This is a genomic window from Acinetobacter higginsii (assembly GCF_000369525.1).
Classification (GTDB): domain Bacteria; phylum Pseudomonadota; class Gammaproteobacteria; order Pseudomonadales; family Moraxellaceae; genus Acinetobacter; species Acinetobacter higginsii.
This window is the reverse complement of the sequence record NZ_KB850072.1, coordinates 2,334,042-2,353,955: the sequence shown is the minus strand read 5'-3', so window position 1 is coordinate 2,353,955 and position 19,914 is coordinate 2,334,042. Positions and strand designations below refer to the sequence as shown.

Annotated in this window: 17 protein-coding genes; 11 read left to right on the top strand and 6 right to left on the bottom strand. The window is 42.8% G+C overall.

Translation table 11 applies throughout. The features are described from left to right. Positions 1 to 23: 23 nt before the first annotated feature. Entirely contained in the window at positions 24 to 3,620 is a 3,597-nt protein-coding gene (locus tag F902_RS17165) for an AAA family ATPase (RefSeq protein ID WP_005205415.1), read from the bottom strand. Between the two features lie 9 nt (positions 3,621 to 3,629). Next, positions 3,630 to 4,880 (bottom strand): exonuclease SbcCD subunit D, encoded by a 1,251-nt coding sequence (locus F902_RS17160; RefSeq protein ID WP_005205404.1) that lies wholly within the window; start codon positions 4,878 to 4,880, stop codon positions 3,630 to 3,632. Between the two features lie 163 nt (positions 4,881 to 5,043). On the opposite strand from F902_RS17160, the gene F902_RS17155 reads away from it, so the two are divergent. Next, on the top strand, positions 5,044 to 5,826 hold the full coding sequence (locus F902_RS17155; protein ID WP_005205402.1) for a crotonase/enoyl-CoA hydratase family protein: 783 nt from the start codon (positions 5,044 to 5,046) through the stop codon (positions 5,824 to 5,826). Positions 5,827 to 5,855: 29 nt separating this feature from the next. On the opposite strand, the gene F902_RS17150 is transcribed toward F902_RS17155, so the two are convergent. Continuing rightward, complete coding sequence (locus F902_RS17150) at positions 5,856 to 6,233, bottom strand: VOC family protein (protein ID WP_005205400.1); 378 nt, start codon at positions 6,231 to 6,233, stop codon at positions 5,856 to 5,858. A 157-nt stretch (positions 6,234 to 6,390) separates the two neighbouring features. Between F902_RS17150 and F902_RS17145 the strand changes: the two genes are divergently transcribed. From F902_RS17145 to F902_RS17135, 3 genes are all read left to right on the top strand, one after another. Next, positions 6,391 to 6,843 carry a GNAT family N-acetyltransferase gene (locus tag F902_RS17145; protein WP_005205399.1) on the top strand — a complete coding sequence of 151 codons (453 nt, stop codon included), beginning with the start codon at positions 6,391 to 6,393 and terminating at the stop codon, positions 6,841 to 6,843. 290 nt (positions 6,844 to 7,133) lie between these two features. After that, positions 7,134 to 7,580, top strand: a complete 447-nt coding sequence (locus tag F902_RS17140) for an ABZJ_00895 family protein (RefSeq protein WP_005205396.1) — start codon at positions 7,134 to 7,136, stop codon at positions 7,578 to 7,580. Between the two features lie 85 nt (positions 7,581 to 7,665). Next, complete coding sequence (locus F902_RS17135) at positions 7,666 to 8,571, top strand: TIGR01777 family oxidoreductase (protein ID WP_005205393.1); 906 nt, start codon at positions 7,666 to 7,668, stop codon at positions 8,569 to 8,571. Here the strand turns inward: F902_RS17135 and thiO are convergent. Further along, positions 8,557 to 9,678 carry a glycine oxidase ThiO gene (gene thiO / locus F902_RS17130; protein WP_005205391.1) on the bottom strand — a complete coding sequence of 374 codons (1,122 nt, stop codon included), beginning with the start codon at positions 9,676 to 9,678 and terminating at the stop codon, positions 8,557 to 8,559. The two genes, F902_RS17135 and thiO, sit on opposite strands and share 15 nt — an antisense overlap. Positions 9,679 to 9,961: 283 nt before the next feature. Further along, positions 9,962 to 10,975: a porphobilinogen synthase gene (gene hemB, locus F902_RS17125; RefSeq protein ID WP_005205389.1), complete on the bottom strand. Its 1,014-nt coding sequence runs from the start codon at positions 10,973 to 10,975 to the stop codon at positions 9,962 to 9,964. 170 nt (positions 10,976 to 11,145) lie between these two features. Here hemB and F902_RS17120 point away from each other — a divergent pair, with 170 nt between their 5' ends. From F902_RS17120 to F902_RS17095, 6 genes are all read left to right on the top strand, one after another. Continuing rightward, a complete protein-coding gene (locus tag F902_RS17120) occupies positions 11,146 to 11,643 on the top strand; it encodes a thioesterase family protein (RefSeq protein ID WP_005205387.1) in 498 nt (165 codons plus the stop codon). Between the two features lie 126 nt (positions 11,644 to 11,769). Continuing rightward, entirely contained in the window at positions 11,770 to 12,567 is a 798-nt protein-coding gene (locus F902_RS17115; protein WP_005205385.1) for a class I SAM-dependent methyltransferase, read from the top strand. A gap of 200 nt (positions 12,568 to 12,767) precedes the next feature. Beyond that, positions 12,768 to 14,183 carry an anthranilate 1,2-dioxygenase large subunit gene (gene antA, locus F902_RS17110; RefSeq protein WP_005205383.1) on the top strand — a complete coding sequence of 472 codons (1,416 nt, stop codon included), beginning with the start codon at positions 12,768 to 12,770 and terminating at the stop codon, positions 14,181 to 14,183. A 3-nt stretch (positions 14,184 to 14,186) separates the two neighbouring features. Further along, positions 14,187 to 14,678 carry an anthranilate 1,2-dioxygenase small subunit gene (antB, locus tag F902_RS17105; RefSeq protein WP_005205381.1) on the top strand — a complete coding sequence of 164 codons (492 nt, stop codon included), beginning with the start codon at positions 14,187 to 14,189 and terminating at the stop codon, positions 14,676 to 14,678. A 6-nt stretch (positions 14,679 to 14,684) separates the two neighbouring features. After that, positions 14,685 to 15,734, top strand: a complete 1,050-nt coding sequence (gene antC, locus F902_RS17100; protein ID WP_085942823.1) for an anthranilate 1,2-dioxygenase electron transfer component AntC — start codon at positions 14,685 to 14,687, stop codon at positions 15,732 to 15,734. 183 nt (positions 15,735 to 15,917) lie between these two features. Continuing rightward, on the top strand, positions 15,918 to 17,252 hold the full coding sequence (locus tag F902_RS17095) for an MFS transporter (RefSeq protein ID WP_005205378.1): 1,335 nt from the start codon (positions 15,918 to 15,920) through the stop codon (positions 17,250 to 17,252). Between the two features lie 48 nt (positions 17,253 to 17,300). Here F902_RS17095 and F902_RS17090 read toward each other — a convergent pair whose 3' ends face one another. Further along, a complete protein-coding gene (locus F902_RS17090) occupies positions 17,301 to 18,287 on the bottom strand; it encodes an AraC family transcriptional regulator (protein WP_005205376.1) in 987 nt (328 codons plus the stop codon). Positions 18,288 to 18,761: 474 nt separating this feature from the next. Between F902_RS17090 and F902_RS17085 the strand changes: the two genes are divergently transcribed. Next, positions 18,762 to 19,910, top strand: coding sequence for an HlyD family efflux transporter periplasmic adaptor subunit (locus F902_RS17085; RefSeq protein WP_005205374.1), 1,149 nt, complete (start codon positions 18,762 to 18,764; stop codon positions 19,908 to 19,910). Positions 19,911 to 19,914: the final 4 nt, after the last annotated feature.

Sequence of the window (19,914 nt, the reverse complement as noted above, 5' to 3'; positions counted from 1 at the left end):
GATTATTTAATCATCATAATGCTTTAATCGACAATTTCAATCCGACTCGAACCTGATCCAATTGGCTGTACCTGAATCTGTACAGGAATACGCTCATGCATTTCCTGAATATGTGAAATCAATACGACTTTACGGCCTTGGCTTTGCAGCTGATCTAGCGCATTCATCACCATATGCAACGAAGAGGCATCCAACGTCCCAAAACCTTCATCAATAAACAGTGATTCGATTTTCATGGAACCCGAGGCCATATTGGCAATTGCCAAAGAAATTGCAAGGGCAGTGAGGAAGGACTCACCACCAGACAGAGAAGCCACTGAACGGGTTTCTCCATCCATATCATGGTCAATGATGGCTAGACTGAGAGAGTTCTCTAAACGTTTTAAGGTATAACGCTGTGACAACATGCTGAGTTGTTGATTGGCATATTCAAGCAGAATATCCAGATTATATTGCTGGGCTAAATCACGGAAATCTTTACCCTTAGAATCACCAATCAAACTGGAAATTTTATTCCAGCGATGTTCCTGTTGCTGAATCTGCTGGATCTGATCTGCAAATTGCTTTTGCTTGGCAACATTTTGCTGATGTAGTTCCAGTTTCAGTTTGAACTGATCACGTTGTTCAGCTTGCTGCTGTAATTTTTCATGATTGAGATGGATGTGCTCAAGCAACTGGGTGTGTTCGATGGGGGGCTGTTGTTGCTGATGTGTCTGTAATTGCTGTTGCAGCGTTTTCAATGCAGAGGCGGCCTCATTGAGCAAACGTTCTGCATGTTGTAGCGATGTTCGTATTTGCTGTTCTTGCTCAGCACGAATAGCAAGTAAATCAGCTAATTGATGCTCTTCAAATTCAGGATGCTGGTCTAACCAGGCTCGAATTTCAGTCTTAGATTGGGCAAGGGCAGATTGTTGTTGCTGCTGTTGGGCTTTGAGCTGTTCCAGTTCATTTTTCTGCTGTTCAAAGCTTTGACGAGCCTGTTCAAAATGCTGCTTGATCTGCTGATATTGATTTTGGAGTTGCTGACGCTGTTGATCGTGTTGGTTTAACCATTCATTGGCTTTGAGTTCGGTTAAACCTGTCATTGCCACAATCAATTGATGCGCTGATTCTGTGTTTTGTTTGCCTTTGAGTTCGGTGTCTTTGAGTTGCAGGCTAAACTCAGTATGTTGAGTGATCAAGCTGGTTAAATTGGACTTTAATAGATTCAGTTGCTGTTCAAGCTGCTGTTGTTGTTTGCTGAGTGTTTCAGCTTGTTCAAGCTGTTGAACACGTTGCTGTAAACGTTGTGCTAGCTGTTGGCTGTAGCCCAGCGTTTGCTGTTGCCATGAGTTTTGTTCATCGCTGCTCAGGCAATCTACAACATGTTGAATCTGTTGTTGTGACTGCTGTACGCTTTCGAGTTGATAGCGGATATTTTGAATCGTTTGAGTCAGGTGATAGTGGTCTTTATTGGACTGATGCAGTTGCTGTAATTCAATTTCAATCTGCTGTTTGAACTGGGTTGCCTCATTGATGTATTGCTGTTGAACTGTAGTGATTTCCGCATGCGATTGAGTTAAATCTAATAGCATCTCGAACTGTGCTGCATGTTTGACTAATTCCTGATGTTGCAGCTTAAATTTGTCATCTGCTTGTTGCATGGCAGATTGCAATTGCTTCAGTTCGGTACGAATCTGGGTAAATTGCTGCTGTGTATTTTGCCAAAGTTGAAAGCATTGTTGCTCTTTTTGGATGGCCTGTTGCTCTTGCTGTTGTTGCAGCTCATACAAGGCTTTGGAGAGCTGACTGGCATCATCACGGTAGGGGTGTTCGGTGCTGCCACAGACCAGACAGGCTTCGCCGTGTTTGAGTTCTGCACGGAGATGTTCAATATTTTCAGCATGTAATAAACGTTGTTGTTGCAACATTAGCTGCAACTTTTCCCGTTCATTTTTGGCAGATTGGAATGCGCCTTGGCTAGTTTGCAGTTGTTGGTCAAGCTGCTGATGTTGTTGCTGTGTGCTACTGAGCTTATCGCCTAGCTCATCACGTTCTTTTTTAAGCTCAAAATAATGCTGTAACTTTTGCTGAATCAGATCCAGTTGATTCAGTCGGGCTTGTTGCTGTTCTCTGAGTTTTTGTTTCTGTTCAAGCTGGCTTTCAATCTGTTGTGGTGTGCCAAATTTTTGAATGAGCTCATTCAACACGATCTGATCTTGTTCAAGCTTGGACTGAGCCTGTTGAATCGAACCTAAATTCTGTTCGACTTTTTGGTATTGTAGAATAAATTGCTTTAGCTGCTGAATATGTGCATTCAAGCCTTTATCTAAAGTAGAGAATTGTGCACTCTGTTGCAGTTGTACAGAACAGCTCTGTTGTTGTATGGATAGACTGTGGCGACTTTGTTCAAATTGCTGCTGTTGCTCAAGTAAAGGTTGTTGTTGCGCTTCGTTTTGGTTTAAGCGAACTTTGATTTTTTTATATTCATCGGCAATGTATTCACGTTCCTGTACATATTTACGCACTTGAGTGAGTTCATGCTGATGGTTTTGTTCAAAGCTTTGAAATTGATGTAAGGCCGTTTCAGCCTGCGTATAAGCTATTTTTTCTTGCTCAAATTGGGTGCTTAAAGCCGTAAAGTGCTGCTGCTTTTGTTGAATCTGTGGTTCAAGCTGTTGCAGTGCTTTTTCCAATTGTTGCTGTTGGAACACAATCGGACGAATGCCTGAAAAGGTTTCGAGTTGGCTGAGTCGATTGCGATCTGCGGCTAAAGCCTGATGTGCTTGAATTTGAATGTCATGCTGTTGTTGTTTCAGTGTGATTTCAGTTTCGAGTTTCTGTCGCTGTTTAAACCATTGTTGCTGTTGATTGAGCTGAACTTTGTCGGCTTCCAACTGTTGAACCTGTTGTTGTATCTGCTGAAATTGAGTCTGTAATTCGGCAACTTCTTCATCTGAACGGATTTCAATATGACCGAGCATATTTTCTAGTTGCTTGCGCTGATCAGCTATTTCTTTGGTCTTTGCATAAGCTAGTTGTCCAATCTTGGCAAAAATACTGGAATTGGTCAGATATTCGAGTAACTCACCACGCTCATTATCACGCGCTTTTAAAAATGCGGTGACTTCAGACTGTGCCAACAGTACCGCACGGGTGAATTGCTCAAAACTCAGTTGAGTAATCTGTTGAATATGCGCTTCAACCGCTTTGGTTTTATCTGCAATCACCACGCCATCGGTCAGGCATTTGAGTGAGCGTTGCACACTTTGCAGTTTACCACTGGCATTTTCACGGGCACGTTTAATCTCCCAACGTGCGAGGTAATGCTTTTGGTCTTGTGCCACAAAACACAGTTCGGCAAAACCATGTCCTGTGCCGCGACGTAAAACCGTTAAAGGGGAGTTGGTCAGTAGTTCCGAACCATCGACATCTAATAGTTTGCCGTCACTTTCTTTGAGGCGGGGAATTTTATTAAATAAGGCCAGACACATGGCATCTAAAATCGTAGATTTACCCGCACCTGTTTTTCCGACTATGGCAATCAGTCCAGCACTGGCCAAAGGCTCAGTTTCAAAATCAATAAAATGCTCATCTGCCAGAGATGCCAAATTTTTCAGTCGGATTGATAAAATTTTCATGGCAAGTCCTTAAACAGTCTGATCATCTTCAAGTTGCTTTTGCGCTTCTGCGACCAAACTCATAAAGTCCTGAGTGACTTCATCATCGGCGTGATAGCCCTTTTTCTCCCAAATTTGCTGAAATAGTTTTTCGGGTGTCGGTGGTTCTAAGCTAATACTCTGCTTGCTCTCAGCATTGCTTTCACTGGGTAGATATTGTCTGGAAATGCGCACCAGCCGATAACGATCTTTCGGCAAAGCATCTTCAAATTGTTGTCGTAGATTAGGTTGTGGTGGCGTCGTGGTGTGATATTCGATATCGACATATTCACGATGCTCGATATTTTCGATCGGTTCATTTGGCAGATTGCGAAGGTGTTGCATGACTACAGTGAGTTCATCTTTAATTTTATGCAGTTGAATACTTCGTGGTATCGCTAAAGCTTCAAAGCCAAACGAGTCTTCACTTTTTTTAGGATCAATGGTGACTTCAACCACTTGGTGCTTATAATTAATCTCGCTAAATGACAGCGGAATTGGTGAGCCGCTATAACGAATATGTGGATGCTGTACTTTTTGTGGTTTATGCAAATGTCCCAGTGCTACATAATCAATGCTATCGTCGAACAGAGCTGTAGATAGGGCTTCTTCATTACCAATAATAATCGGTCGTTCTGAATCCGAAGTTTCCCCACCTTGCATATGCGCATGTGACATCAGAATCAGGGCCTGATCATCAGTTTTACGACGTTTAGCTTCTTCAATTAATTGTTGGTGTAGATAAGCAATCGCATTTTGGCTATTGGTGGTGTGCTCATTAAAACCTGTGATTTCAGCAGAACGTAGGAATGGCAGGGCAATACACCATGCCACAATCTGTTTTTGTTCATTATAAATTGGCAAAATTAAACGTTCTAAATCCAATGTTTTATCTTGATTCCAGCGAATCACACCAACCGTTTTCGCATTGTATTTTTCTAATAAAGGCTCGACTTGTTCAATGCGATAACCTGAGTCATGATTACCAGCAATCATTAAGGTTTGCATGTGCGGGGCAAGTTCATGCGCATCGGCAAGGAATTGATACAGTTGTTTTTGTGCTTGTGAACTCGGATTAATTACATCAAAGATATCACCTGCAATGAGCAACGCATGCGGTTGTTTGGCTTTGATCTGCTCAAGTAACCATGCCAGAAATTGTTCATGTTCGTAGTGGCGGGAATGATTATAAAAAAACTGCCCCAAATGCCAGTCAGACGTATGAAAAAAACGCACGGTCATAAATGAATCTAAAAATAAAATAAACCAGAATAAGGTAGCACGTATTCAGGTGCAAGGGAGAGCCTTCATGAGCAGAAAAGCACTACAAGATGTGCCTTGATCATTTTTCAACGATCCTCTAGTTTGATTTGAATACCATTATTTTAACAATGAGGAAGATAAAATGAGCTTAGGTAAAGTAAGCCGTGAAATCATGGATCAGATCATGTTGATTGGTTTGGATCGTGTGGAAAAACGCAATGCTTTTGATAGTCATATGATTGCCGATTTATCTTTAGCTTTAACCGAATATGAAAACAATCCTGAATTACGCTGCGCCGTGATTTTTGCGCATGGTGATCACTTTACTGCGGGCTTAGATCTGGTGGAATTACAGTCCAAAATTTCACAAGGTATTTTTAATTTTGAGGGGGATCAGATTAATCCGTGGGGAACGGGCGGGCGACATCGAACCAAACCTGTGGTGGTGGCAGTCCAAGGGATTTGTTATACCGCTGGAGTCGAATTAATGCTGAATGCAGATGTGGTGATTGCCAGTGAAAATACAGTATTTGGTCAGCTCGAAGTGCAACGAGGGATTATGCCTTTTGGCGGTGCAACGGTACGTTTTGTACAAGCTGCCGGTTGGCAAAAAGCGATGCCTTATTTATTGACGGGTAAAACTTTTAATAGCAAAACGGCTTATGAGCTGAATCTCTTGTCTGAAGTGGTGGAATCAGGGCAACAACTTGAACGTGCCTTGGTAATTGCCAAAGAGATTTGTAGTGCCGCACCGTTGGCGGTGCAAGCTTTATTGGCATCTGCTACCGATGCAGTCGTGGAAGGCCAAACAGTTGCATTTGAAAAAATGAACAATTATTTGATGCCGCTGTTTGTATCCGAAGATGCTCAAGAAGGGGTTCGCGCCATGTTAGAAAAACGGTCACCGCAGTTTAAGGGGCGGTAATCATTTTAATTTAACTTGAATTTAGCAAGTTATTGCGCCTGTTCATCGATTTCGCAAATCCCAAAGGTATTATGATCGAGGTCGATGAAATAGCCTTGCCAGCAGCGGTTCGGAATCGCGAATTTATCCATGGCGATAATCCCACCTAAACTTAAAATTTTAGCTGCAGTTTCATCGAAATTTGCCACCTCTATACTACAGGTAAAGGCATTGGTTCCACATCCTGTTGCTGGTGTTGCTACAGGACGTTGTAATAAACCGCCATGAATTCCTGTTGTTGCGATACGATAATATTCAATCGGTAGGCCTTCTACTTTTTCAAATTGCCAGCCAAATACGGATTGATAAAAGTGAATGTCACGTTGTGGATCTGATGACTGAATTTCAAAATAAATAATGCTGTTCATTCAATCTGTCCTTAATTTTTATAGTCGTAGAATTATTCTAAAGAGATATGGAGTTGAAACACGAGAGATTTATGTAAGCAGGTGTGCATTTGGGTGTTTAATCATAAAATCGCGTTGAATACAATTGAGTAAGATATAAGAGGTTAATCCTGTATTGATGAATATTATTAAATTAGCGAATAATCCTGAATTACGAGAACAGGCTGCAATCTGGTTTTCAGATAAATGGGAGATTCCTGTTGAGGCCTATCGAGACAGCATACAAAGCTCGATTGAACAGCCAGAAGGAATTCCGCAATGGTATGTGATTCTGAACGAACATCAGCACATCATTGCTGGCACTGGAGTGATCGACAATGATTTCCATGAGCGCAAAGATCTCAGTCCAAACCTATGTGCTTTGTTTGTTGAGGAAACTTATCGAAAGCAAAATATCGCCAAACAGCTGCTAGATTTTGCCCGAATAGAAATGAAAAGTTTAGGATTTGAAAAGCTCTATCTGGTGACAGACCTAGATGATTTTTACGAAAGGTGTGGCTGGGCATTCTTAACCACGGTGACAGAAGATGAGGGTGGACTGATTAAAATGTATGTTGCCGATACGGTCTAATTAAAATACAAATTTCAGGCAAATAAAAACCGACGATTCGAGTGATGATAAATCGTCGGTCAAAATCTTTTTCAATGGTTCTGGCTGCTAACACAACCATTGTTAAAGATGGAGATTCATAATGAAAGGTCACCGAAAACATTGCGGATGCCGTGCAATGTACAATCGGTTGCTGCGACCTTGTACCTTATATAACGCTGCTGGTTGAGGATTGGTTGACATAAAAATGAAAAAAAAGTGAAAAAAATTTATAATTATTTTCTAAAGCCAGTCTAATTAGGTTTATCTTTATGATTTCATTGCGTTTGTACTATATCTGGTTTTTTATAATTTGTTTTACTGCAACATTGTTGGCAGGTGTACTGGCAGCTATTTTACCCAATAGTATTGGTGGCGTGTTGACTGCGGTTCCTTATTTAATTGCAATCATTGTTATTTTATTCAAATTTTTGAAGCAACAACGCCGTGCACCGACGCCACAGGAACGAAAACGTTTAAGCATCGGCTTTAGTCTGATCTTTTGGGGCTATAATGCATGTGGCTTACTCCTCGGTCTATTTATTTTTGCACGCAAAGATCCCGAAATTTGGCAGAACTTTTTACTCTATCTGAAACAGCCCCAATTTTTGCTAACGGTATTGGCGATGTGGTTTGTGATTGCTGTACCATTATTCTTAATTACCTATTGGTTTTATGGACCGCAAGCACAGAGAATGGCCAATAAAATGTTCAACTAGTTGAACAAAGTTCACTTGTAATTCACTTTCATTCTGCTAAGACTGAGATATAGAGCTGATCAATATCATGCAGGATGAGGGTGTAATGCAAAAACAGACAGTTTTAATCACAGGTGCAAGTGGCTTTATTGGCTCACATTTGTTGCCTTTTTTATTAGAACGACAATATCAAATCATTGCACTGACTAGACAGCCCAATCGGGTTTCTCAGCATTCAGAGTTAAGTTGGGTGAATGCTCTTGATCAAATTGAAACACAACAGATTGATTATGTGATTAATCTGGCTGGTGAAAATATTGGCGCAAAACGTTGGACTGAACAACGTAAGCAGCAATTAATACATAGCCGTGTTGCGGTGACAGAGCAACTGTATCAATGGCTGGAACAACGGCAAATTTTTCCGAAATGCATTATTTCTGGTTCTGCGATTGGTTATTACGGTATTGATCCACAAGAACAGTGGAAGCTTGTTTGTGATGAAAATACACCACCGCAAGCGATTTTTATGTCTGAGCTTTGCCAGAAGTGGGAACAAGCCGCTTTAAAATTTAGTCAACAAAATACCAAGATCATTCGTTTAGGTGTGGTTTTTGGACAGGGTGGGATTTTGCCACAAATGCTGTTACCGATTCGATTGAATGCGGTTGCAAAAATTGGCTCGGGGCAGCAACCAATGGTGTGGATTCATATCCAAGATGTACTGAATGCTATGGTTTTTCTATTGCAATCCAATCACAGTCAAAAGGTGTATAACCTTGTCGCACCTGAACAAATCAATCAACAACAATTTGCTCAAACGGCCGCTCACATTTTAAAGCGCAAACCTTTTATGCGAATGCCTAAGTGCGTATTTTCATCGATGCTTGGCGAGCAAGCACAACTTATTTTAAATGGTCAATATGTGGTGCCCAAGGCCTTGCTGGAACAGAGCTTTCAATTTCAATATCCAGATTTGAATGGAGCTTTGACCGAAATTCTAGCAAGAAATTAAATTCTGTTGCTTTAAGCGCGAAGGTGAATAAGCATTCGGATCAACCAGCGTCTCTTGTCCTAAAATGAGTTGACGGAGCAAGCGTGCTGAACCTGAGCCCATGCATAGACCATTGCGGAAATGTCCAAAATTGGCCCAAAGATTTTCCGGTTCAGGCATTGCACCGATATAGGGAATGCCTTGTGGAGAACTTGGACGTAAACCTGCCCAGCGTTTTACAATCGGGAATTGTGCTAATTCAGGCACCATCTCTAAACAAGCACTGAGAATATCCTGTTGGGTATGTTCATCCACCGCAGTACTAAAGCCTGTATCTGCCATACTTGAGCCACAGACAATGTGACCATCTTGACGTGGAATCAGATACATCACCTGATTCATACACATGGTCGGTAGCCAATTTTCAGGGGTTTTAAATAACAGCATTTGTCCTTGTACGGGATGCACGGGGATATTACGTTGGATTTGCTCGGCCCATTGCTGACTCCATGCACCAGACGTAATCACGACATGATCTGCGCTAAATTTCTGACCATCTTCAGTTTCAATCCCTTGAACTTTTTTATTTTGAATCATTAATTTTTCAACAGGACATTGTTCAAAGAAGCGCACGGCAGGGTGCTGTTTTAAGTAGCAAATTAACGATTGTAATAAACGTGGATTGCGGACATTCGACAGTTGTGGAAAATAGATGGCCTGTTGGAACTTTTCTGAAATATGAGCGTTAACTTGCTGGAGTTGAGTACGATCAAGCAGTTCACAGTGTTGCATCGGCTCTTGGTGTCGCGTGGCATAATTCAAACCGATATCGAAATCTTCCTGATCGAAAATCAGCATGCCCGTATCGTGGATTTGAAAATCAATGCCAGTAAGGGGCAGCAGTTTTTCATTCCATGTTTGGTAGAGCGGTCTGCCGTATTGGGCTAGCTGATTGACTTCGGGCGCATAACGCCAAGGATACATGGGGGAAAGGATACCTCCACCCGCCCATGAGGCAGCTTGACCTGCAAGTTGTTGGTCAAAAATATCGACAGAGCAGCCTTGTTCAGCAAGTTCCAATGCTGACATTAAGCCACTAATACCCGCACCAATGATGGCAATATGCATAACTTTAATTTAAGTGGTTTCGAAGATAAAACGTATCTTGAAATTTGCTACACGGAAGACGTCATTCGCAACCTGCGTGATATACGCTAAGAGAAGTCCTGTTATACATCCCCAATATCAGAAAAATGTAAGCAGTGAACAGGTTTTGCGAATGACAATGGTTTTGCCTACTTTTCCCGAAAGAAAAGTAGGTCGAGCCGAAGGCTAATCCAGAAATAAGGATGAGAGCTCAACAAGACTCTGGAGTAGATACTATCATTTTCAGATAGATGAAATATAACTTCTATCTCATCTCTTTTAATTTACGTGCTGCATCTTCAGCAAAATACGTCCAGATCCCATCTGCACCTGCACGACGGCAACACATCAACGATTCTAGAATCACGCTGTCAGAGAGCCAACCATTTTGAATCGCACCCGCAAGCATGGCATATTCGCCACTAACTTGATAAATGAATGTCGGAACGCCAAAAGTATCTTTAACTTCACGAACCACATCTAGATAAGGCATACCTGGTTTGACAATCACCATATCCGCACCTTCTTGCAGATCTAACGCAATTTCATGCAGTGCTTCGGCACGGTTGCCAATATCCATTTGGTAATTGTATTTATTGCCACCTTTCAGGTTGCTGGCAGAACCGACCGCATCACGGAAAGGACCGTAGAAGCTTGAGGCATATTTCGCTGAATAGGCCATGATGTTGGTGTAGATAAAATCATTTTGCTCAAGTGCTTGGCGAATCGCACCGATACGGCCATCCATCATGTCACTTGGCGCAATCACATCTGCACCAGCCGCAGCATGACTAAGTGCTTGTTTCACTAGGCATTCAACGGTTTCATCATTGAGTACATAACCCGTGTCATCAATAATACCGTCCTGACCATGCGTGGTATAAGGATCAAGCGCACCATCGGTAATCAAGACCATCTCTGGTAATTCTTTTTTAAGTAGGCGGCACGTCGCCTGAACCAAGCCATTGTCATCCCAAGCGGCTTCCGCTGTTAAGCTTTTATCTTGTTGTGGTGTGACAGGGAATAGGGCAAGTTTTGAAACCCCGAGTTCAAGTAAGGTTTCTGCTTTTTTTAGTAATAAGTCAGCCGATAAGCGCTGCACATTTGGCATGCTTGGAATGTCTTGGGTTTGTTGCTGTCCTGGTAATACAAACACTGGATAAATCAAATGATTCGCAGTTAAATGAGTTTCGCTGACCATGGCACGAAGTTGGTCATTTTTACGGATACGGCGCATGCGAGTCGCAGGAAAAGCTGGACGATTGAACGTATAAGTCATAACAATCTCGATGTTCAGTATTACACTATAGGAATAATTGAGGTATTAAGTCACGCTAGGGAGAGCTTGGTGCTGTTACCCAATTACAGAACCCCGCTATTGTAGCCCCATATTTTTAGATTTGTGCAAAATAATGGAAAGTTATTCTTTCCATTGAGTGTAGGCCGCGTATGAATGATGTAAAGAGAAACTGGACTGGGAATATTCAGCTAGGTGCCAAGGCAGACCACCAAGTGGTGTTGAAACAGCTGTGCAAGGCATTTAATGCCTGTCCATTTTTTAAATACAGTGGCATGGTCATGCGAGTGGTCGATGATCAGATTGAAGCGTATTTTGAGATGCAGCCAGAACTGGTGGGGAATGTTGCATTTCAGATTTTACATGGTGGCGTTGCTGCCACGATTCTGGACAGTATTGGTGGGGTGGTTGCGATGGAGCAGCTTTATCGCCGTGCCACACCAGAAGATTTACCTGATACCATCAAAAAAGTATCCCGTTTAGCGACGGTGGATATGCGGGTGGATTATCTGGCGCCAGGACGTGGCAAACATTTTATTGCTCGCGCTGAAACCTTACGCTTAGGTCGTAAAGGTTGCACCATGCGTATGACCATGGTCAATGATGACGGTAAAGCGATTGCGACTGCAATTGCCTCGTATGCCTATTAATTTAGATGGCACGACCTCAGCTGTCTTTTAGGCAGTAGTTTCTGTCCTGAACACCGCTTTCTTTTTTCGCATTGATATCGTATTTCTATCTTGAACGATTTAAGTGTCAGAAAAGGGAGCTTCATTGTGGCAAAGCCAATCCATCATTTCGATTTTCTCAGCCATAATCGTGCAGCTTGGGATCAGCAGGCGAGAGATCAGCAGGCTTGGTCACGTCCTGTCAGTCATGAACTGATTCGTGCAGCTCGTCATGGTGATTGGGAGCTACATATCACACCAAAGCCATTATCCAAAGCATGGCTCGGCGATATTGTCGGAAAAAACATCCTGTGCTTAGCCTCTGCAGGTGGTCAACAAGCACCTGTGTTGGTGGCTGCGGGTGCGAATGTCACGGTCTTTGATCTTTCTGATCAACAATTGCAGCAAGACCGAATGGTTGCTGAACGGGAAGGGCTTCAGCTCAAGACCGTGCAGGGAGATATGTGTGATTTGCAGGCATTTCAGGATGCTGAATTTGATCTGATTATCCAACCGATTTCAAACCTGTATGTTGCCGATGTTGAAGCGGTATGGCGGGAATGCTATCGGGTACTCAAACCGCAAGGGGTTTTAATCGCCAGTTTTTATAATCCAGTGGTTTTTATTGCAGATCGCAATCCTGAATATGCCAAACAGGGGCTGATTCACCCGATTTATAAATTACCTTATTCCGATCTTCAAGATCTAAGTGCAGAGGCGATCAATGCCAAGCTGCAAGCGGGTGAGGCAGTAGTGTTTGGACATAGCCTCACGGATTTAATTCAGGGGCAACTGGCCGCAGGTTTTTTTATTCAAAGCTTTTATGAAGATGATCAACCACAACCACGCTTTTTGGTGGATCAATTTATGCCAACCTTTTTGGCAACACGGGCAATTAAAAATTAACAGCCTATCTTGCTAAAACATCATTCGATGAGTCTAGTTGAGGTGCGAATATTTCCACCTCAATTGGCTTCATTATCTTGCAATAGTGCAATCCCAAAATAATTCTCAAACTGGATAGAGATCTGGAAAAAGTGGATAGAGTCCAGCCATAAATCAGGCTTCAATCATGAAAAGGTTTTTATGGATTGGAGGAGATAAAAATGGCTCCACGTAATATTGCAGAATGGCAAGATTTCATCACAGGATGTTTGGATTTTCGCCCGAAAGAGGGTGTATTCCGTATCGCACGCGAGATGTTCACAGAGGCTGAGCTTTTCGATTTGGAAATGGAATTGATCTTTGAAAAAGTATGGATTTATGCCTGTCACGAAAGTGAAATTCCCAATAATCATGATTTTTTAACTGTTCAGATTGGACGTCAACCGTTGATTATTAGCCGTGATGGCCAAGGTCAACTGCATGCCATGGTCAATGCCTGTGAGCATCGTGGTGCTACCTTAACCCGTGTGGCCAAAGGCAATCAATCCACCTTTACCTGTCCGTTCCATGCGTGGTGCTATAAATCAGATGGTCGTCTGGTCAAAGTCAAAGCGCCTGCCGAATATTGTGAAGATTTTGATAAGTCGAGTCGTGGTCTCAAACAAGGACGCATTGCCAGTTATCGTGGCTTTGTCTTTGTCAGTCTGGATACACAAGCCACAGATACCCTTGAAGACTTTTTGGGGGATGCCAAAGTATTCCTCGATTTAATGGTGGAACAGTCGCCAACAGGTGAGTTGGAAGTCTTGCAAGGCAAATCTGCTTATACCTTTGCAGGAAACTGGAAACTGCAAAATGAAAATGGTCTGGATGGCTATCACGTCAGTACTGTGCACTATAACTATGTCTCAACCGTACAGCATCGCCAACAGGTCAATGCGGCCAAAGGCGATGATCTGGATACCTTGGATTACAGCAAATTAGGTGCGGGTGATAACCAAACCGATGATGGCTGGTTTAGTTTTAAAAACGGTCACAGTGTTCTATTCAGTGACATGCCAAATCCCGCCGTGCGTCCTGGCTATGACACGGTGATGCCTTATCTGCTGGAAAAATATGGTGCTAAGCGTGCTGAATGGGCGATGCATCGGCTCAGAAACTTAAACCTCTATCCAAGCTTATTCTTCATGGATCAGATCAGTTCTCAATTGCGAATTGTGCGTCCAGTGGCATGGAATAAAACCGAAGTGATTAGCCAATGTCTGGCAGTAAAAGGCGAGTCGACTGAGGCACGTCGTAACCGCATTCGCCAGTTTGAAGACTTTTTCAATGTCTCTGGCTTAGGTACGCCTGATGATCTGGTGGAATTCCGTGAGCAGCAAAAAGGCTTCCAAGCACGTTTGGAGCGGTGGAGTGATATTTCTCGTGGACAGCATAAATGGTGTTATGAGCTGACGCAGAATGCACAGGATCTCGGGATTCAACCTGTGATCACGGGCCGTGAACTGACGCATGAAGGCCTATATGTCAATCAGCACGGTCAATGGCAGCGTTTAATGCTGGATGGCTTAAATCGCAAGGCCTTAAAAATGCAGGATATCACCTACCAGTTAGATACTGTGACAGAGGAGGTCTAAACCATGACTGCTGAATTACATTTTGCTGTTTCACAATTCCTTTATCAGAAATCAGAGCTATGTGACCGTTATGATTGGGATGCCTATCTAGAACTTTATGATGAAGATAGTGAATATCACATTCCGCAATGGATTGATGACCATCGATATGTCGAAGATCCGAATCAGGGGCTGTCTTATATCTATTATGCTGATCGCTCAGGTTTGGAAGATCGCGTGTTTCGTATCCGTACCGGCAAAGCGGCATCGGCGACACCCTTACCTCGCACTCAACACAGTATTCAAAATGTACAGGTGAAAACCCTGCCAGAGGGTTTGGTTGAAGCCAAAGTCGGTTGGAGCACTTTATATAACCGTCAAGGACTGGAAGGTTGTTTCTATGGATATGCCACTTATCTGTTAAGGCCCACAGCGGAAGGATTCCGTATTCGCCGTCAGCACACGATTTTGCTGAATGACAAAATTGATTCGGTCTTAGATTTTTATCATGTTTAAGGGAGCATCATGATGGGACATTCAGTTGCGCTTAATTTTGCCGATGGAAAAACCTTTTTTATTTCAGTTCAAGAGGATGAGTTACTGCTCAATGCTGCAATTCGTCAGGGCATTAATTTACCCTTGGATTGTCGTGAGGGCGTGTGCGGGACCTGTCAGGGCCAATGCGAAACAGGCAGCTATGAACAGGAATATGTGGATGAAGATGCACTGAGTGAACGTGATTTGGCTGAGCGTAAAATGCTGGCTTGCCAAACGCGGGTCAAATCCAATGCTGCCTTTTATTTTGACCATAGTTCCGAGATGTGTCATGCAGGTGAAACCTTAAAAATTGCCAGCAAAGTGACTCAGGTTGAACTGGTTTCAGAAACAACCGCCATCTTGCATGTCGATGCCAGTGCCCATGCTAAGCAACTTGAGTTTCTGCCGGGTCAATATGCCCGTTTGCAGATTCCAGAGACAGAGGATTGGCGTTCTTATTCCTTTGCCAATCGGCCTAATCCTGACAATCAACTGCAATTTTTAATTCGTTTATTGCCTGATGGGGTGATGAGTAATTATTTACGTGAACGCTGCCAAGTCGGTCAGACCATCATGATGGAAGCACCTTTGGGTAGTTTCTATTTGCGTGAAGTGCAACGACCACTGGTGTTTATTGCAGGTGGCACAGGTCTATCCGCCTTTTTAGGCATGTTAGACAATATTGCCGAGCAAGCCGATGCACCCGCGATTCAGTTGTATTACGGCGTCAATCAGGCAACCGACTTATGCGAACAGTCACGTTTACTGGCCTATGCAGAAAGGATGCCGAATTTTAACTATCAACCCATCGTCACCCAAGCTTCTGATAGGTGGACAGGCAAAACAGGTTATATCCATCAGCATCTGAATCGGGAGCAACTGGCAGAACAGGCTTTTGATATGTATTTATGCGGGCCACCGCCGATGATCGAAGCAGTTAAAAGCTGGCTGGATGATCAAGCATTAAGTAATTACCGTCTCTATAGCGAGAAGTTTTTACAAAGCAATAGCGTACGTACTGTGCTAAGCGCTTAACAGAGAAAAGGATGGAACATCGTAATGACCATCCTTTTTTCTCATCTAATCAAAAACACCATCCTCAGAATTTAAATATGGGATGTATGAAGTAAGACAATCCTAAAGGAGAGATTGGCTCAAGCTTTTTCATTTATCTAACAAACAGAAGTTTTAACAGAATTTGCTTTTAAGGGAATAAAGATGAAGACAGTTGATGTTAATACAGTAATCAATCGCGACAGTTTATCGCCGCTGCAATGGCTGGTATTTACACTGGGTTTCTTGGTGTTTTTTTGTGATGGTTTAGATACTGGGATTATTGGTTTTATTGCGCCCGCCTTATTGGATGATTGGGGCATCAGTAAACCCGAATTGGCACCCGTACTCAGTGCAGCACTGGTGGGGATGTCGATCGGTGCAATTATTTCAGGGCCATTGGCAGATCGGTTTGGACGTAAAGGGGTGATTGTGTTTACCACCTTATTATTTTCCGTATTTACCATCTTGTGTGGTTTTGCTTCTTCCACGCAGGACTTGATGATTTACCGCTTTATTACCGGTGTGGGCTTGGGTGCAGCGATGCCAAACATCAGTACCATCGTTTCTGAATATATGCCTGCGAAACGCAAAGCCTTTCTGACTGGTTTGGCGGGTTGTGGATTTATGTTAGGGATTTCCTGTGGCGGTTTGTTGTCTGCCTATTTGTTGGAAAATCTGGGTTGGGCCAAAGTGGTGATTTTGGGTGGCATTATTCCCTTGTTCCTCGTGGTGGTGTTATTACTGAAATTGCCAGAATCAGTCCCGTATCTGATTAAACGAGAGCAGCAAGCGAAAGCGCAACAGATTTTGGCAAAGATTCAAGGTCATGCATTTACCAACACCGTTAAAATCGAGTTGCCACACCTTGATGTAGATCGCAGTGAAAGCCCAGTCAAAACAGTTTTAGGCAAATATCTGTGGGGTTCTGTGATGTTATGGCTGTGCTGTTTTATGAGCCTTTTGGTGTTCTATCTGCTAACCAGCTGGATGCCAACCATTTTAAAAACCGCAGGGTTCAGTACACAACAGTTTAGTTTAATTGCCGCGATTTTCCCTTTTGGTGGGGTGATTGGTGCTGTCATCATGGGCTGGTATATGGATAAACTGAATCCAACTCTGGTGATTAAATATGCTTACCTGACTGCATTTATCATGTTTATTGTTGCAGGCTTCGTCAGTTCCAGCATCCTATTGCTTGGCATCAGTATTTTCCTGATTGGGGCATTGCTGACAGGGGCTCAATCATCATTGCTACCTTTGGCAGCATTATTTTATCCGTCGCAATGTCGTGCGGTTGGGGTATCGTGGATGCATGGGATTGGTCGCGTTGGTGCCATCTTTGGGGCATTCTTTGGTTCTTATATTTTTACTTACGAGATTAGCCTTGGCGGAATTTTCTATTTGCTGGCCTTGCCGACCTTTATTGCTTTCATTGCCTTGAGTTTAAAAGCTATGCGTCAGAACAACAAAGCCAAACCCGTGTTAAGCACCAGTTAAGTGATAAAAAAGCCCAGTACGCTGACTGGGCTTTTTATTTAAGGGTATTCACTCATGTTTATTTCGGGTTTCGCTCGGCTTCTCCCCAAATTCATCCTTATATTCCTGAGCGAAGCGGCTGAGATGATTAAAGCCCCAGTCATAAGCCAGTTTGGAGATGGAAATTTTTTGATGTTTGGCGGTATTACTCAATATTTTATAAATTTGTTGTAGGCGATATTTACGCAGATAGGTCATCGGACTCAGGCCATAATACTGCTGAAACTCGGCATAGAGTTTGGATTTAGACACACCTGCCAAAATGTGAAGGCTTTCGGCATTGAGGGCTTCATGGGCATGTTGAATGATAAAGTCTTTTACTTTGCGTAGATAAGCTGGCTCGCCTCGCTTGCAGCGTTCATGTAATGCCGCAGAATAATTATTTTCCTGAGACAGCAACAGGGCTTTAATCACAAAATTTTCATAGTCCTCAGAAAACATGGGTAGGCCGGAAAAGTCGGCATAGTGTGATTTTAACTGTAAAAAGTTTTCAATATTGTGCCACCATGCCTGCATCAAGCCAGTCATCGATAAGGAAATTTCAGGGTTAAAGACGATGGCTTCTTCAATCGGTTGATTCAGGAGTTCGGACAATACCAATTGCAGGCTGTTTTCAGGAATCACCACCTGAAATTTTTGACAGTCCTGATTGATGACCAAATCCTGTAAGTCCTGATTGGAGACAATTAAACCAGTTTGTGCATCGGATTGGTATTTTGCGCCACGGATACTCAGCGTTTGTTTGCCATGAAAGGGCAGGCTGATGCTATAAGCTTTCAGGTTGGCAATATTGATAGCGACATTGGCGCCATAACTAATGGTTCCGATCGCCATTTTTTTATGCGGTAAACGAATCCCGTCATAATGAAAATCGAGTGTTTCTCGACATAGGGTATCCAAGCGGTGTTCACCACAGATCATTGACATCAGATCTTGAGCAAAGTCGGCCTGATGCGAGTGATGGATAAGATCCATGTTTTGGCTGAGTGATGTCATCGTCCTTTCACCTAGCGAAGTGTTTGTTGTTTTAGCAGCAAGAAAAATGCCATTCTGATCCATAAATGACCGTGCTTTTCTCGCGTGGAAGAATGAATTGCCGCGCAAAAATCAATATTCCACCTAAGTTCATTAGAACAAATCCAGCCAAATACACAAGCCTATTCCACATATATCTTCATGCTTTATAGGTATGTTAAGGATTGCTGTATCAGAGAGGATTACGAAAATCTCTCGCTTAGAACCCAAACTTTAAGTTTCTTATCATCGTTAAAATATCAATTTATAAGAATTGAACGCATCAGTTATTTTTTTTAATCTCGCCATATGATTTTTTATCGTTAAAATGTGAAATGGTTTTTGTTCTTATTTTTCATTTTTGGTTTTTTTAACATTCAGTTAAGTTTTCAAAATTAAACTGATCGGCTGATTAAACCAAAAGTTAAAAATCTCTTTAATTTTCAGGAATAACTTATGACTGACGCTCAAGCCAACCTACAGGATGCTGCTTCAGATTCGGCATCAGATGATGCAATGAAAGCAAAACGTAAAAAATTCCTCGGATTTTTCGCACTCATTCTCATTCTCGCTGCAATTCTGTATGGCATTTGGGCGTTATTCTTTAATCATTCGGTCAGTACCGATAATGCTTATGTCGGTGCAGAAACTGCACAAATTACCTCAATGGTCAGTGGGCAAGTGGCTGAAGTCTTGGTCAAAGAGACTCAACAGGTCAAACAAGGCGATGTATTGGTACGTATTGATGAACGTGATGCCAAGATTCAATTGGCACAAGCGCAGGCAGAACTGGCTAAAGCGCAACGTCAATATAAACAAAGCCAAGCCAATAGCAGTTCTTTAAATTCTCAGGTTGTGGTTCGTAATGATGAAATCACCAGCGCACAGGCACAAGTGACCAAAGCACAAGCTGATTATGATCGTGCTGCATTGGAATTGAATCGCCGTAATGAACTGGCTGCATCGGGTGCAATCTCTAAAGAGGAATTAAGCAAGGCACAAAGTGCGGTTTCAACAGCAAAAGCAAGTCTGGATTTGGCTCAAGCAGGTTTGGCGCAAGCAACATCAAGCCGTAAAGCGGCTGAAAGTACTTTTGCTGCAAACGAAGCCTTGATTCAAGGGGTGAATGAAGCCTCAACGCCTGATGTATTGGTGGCGAAAGCACATGTGGAACAAGCCGCATTGGATTTAGAGCGTACGGTGATTCGTGCGCCTGTTGATGGTGTTATCGTGCGCCGTAATATTCAGATTGGGCAACGGGTTGCGCCTGGAACCGTGATGATGTCGGTGGTGCCTGTCTCTGCACTGTATGTCGATGCCAACTTCAAAGAAAGCCAATTGGCGAAAGTCAAAGCAGGGCAGAAAGTGACTTTACGCTCTGATTTATATGGTGATGACGTGGTTTATCACGGCGTGGTACAAGGTTTCTCAGGCGGAACAGGTGCAGCATTTGCCTTGATTCCTGCACAAAATGCCACAGGGAACTGGATTAAAGTGGTACAGCGTTTACCTGTGCGTATCAGCCTTGATCCAAAAGAACTTGCAGAACATCCATTGCGTGTAGGGTTGTCGATGCAAGCGGATATTGATCTCGCATCGAAGTAACTAG